Raw genomic sequence first — 1,486 nt, forward strand, 5'->3', positions numbered from 1 at the left:
AAATGACACGAATAGTTATGAGTTTTGCTTTATAAAAGCAACTTATGGCAGTGTAGCAGTTTAGCTCCTGGTGTTAATTACCCGCCCCTGAGTTTTGCTTCAGGAAATAGCGTAAGCATTTTGGTGATACTGTTCTCAGCAGCATTCCCGTATGGCAGCGTGCCTTTTTTTACCTATCGCTTTCCTGAGCCATAAGTTGCTTAATGTTAAACATTAAAAACAAAGTTATGGCAAAAGAAACGATTTTTGAAACTGTTCATGAAAATGTAGCCGGCATCGATATTGGTGCCGAACAGATCTTTGTATCCCCGGATGGAAAGGAAGTACGTACTTTCGAGACCTTCACCTCAAGTTACCACGCCTGTGCACTTTATTTGAAAGAAAAAGGAATCAAAAGAGTGGCGATGGAGGCAACAGGCATTTATTGGATAGCGCTGTACTTCTTGCTTGAGGAACTGGATATGAAGGTATGCCTGGTTAATCCCAAAGAAACCAAACAGATCAAAGGTCGAAAAACAGACGTTAAAGACTGCCAATGGATTCAAAAGCTTTTTTCAGCGGGGATTTTACGGTATAGCTTTATTCCCGAAGGTAAGTATATGGAGCTTCGGCAATTAGTCCGTGAGCGCCTCGATATAATTGATATGGGGAGTACCTATGTCAATAAAATGCAGAAATGTATGGAACTGATGAATATCAAACTTAAAGAAGTCATTAGTCAGATCCATGGCAAAAGCGGGATAAAAATGATCAAGGCAATTCTGGCAGGGATTCGTGACGGGGCTTCTTTACTGAGTCTTTGCGATGAACGAATCCAAAAGTATAAAGGAGAACAGGTGCTAAAAGCATTGGAGGGTAATTATAATGAGACTTACCTTTTTATGCTTCAACAGAATATGGAATTATGGGAGGTACACCAGGAGCGCGTGACGGCTATCGATGTCAGAATCTCACAGTTATTGGATGAGTTGAGCATGGGGAAAGAAGAAGTAACAGTAGGCAAAAAGAAACCAATTCGCCACCACAAACCCCAGATCATTGGCTTGCATGATACGATGGCCCGATTATATGGAGTAGATCTCAGTAGTATATCAGGAATAAACGATTATACCGCATTGCGCCTGATCGGGGAAACAGGGACAGATATGAGTCGGTTCCCAAATGTGAAAAGCTTTGTGAACTGGGCTGGTTTAGCACCTAAAAGCCACCGGAGTGGCAAAATGAATAAAACTGTGAGAGGCACGCCTTGTAATCCTACCGGGCAGATTTTCAAGGAGTGTGCACAAGGGTTAATGAACAGCAAGTATATTGCTATTGGTAGTTTTATGCGAAAGCTCCGCGGGAGAAAAGACTCATCCATAGCCATCAAAGCAGGCGCAAGAAAACTGGCTATGGCTTACTATAATGCATTAACCAAAGGAATTGCTTACGTTGAACAGGGGATAAAACAATATGAGGAACAAATTAAACGTAAGGAACTGGCTTC

General features: G+C 41.9%; 1 protein-coding gene. It reads left to right on the forward strand.

The features are described from left to right. Window positions 1-227 precede the first annotated feature (227 nt). The coding region (locus FHS10_RS29220) for an IS110 family RNA-guided transposase (protein ID WP_259097795.1) at window positions 228-1,486 on the forward strand (1,259 nt) is incomplete at its 3' end.

The organism is Mucilaginibacter dorajii (assembly GCF_024808255.1).
Classification (GTDB): domain Bacteria; phylum Bacteroidota; class Bacteroidia; order Sphingobacteriales; family Sphingobacteriaceae; genus Mucilaginibacter; species Mucilaginibacter dorajii.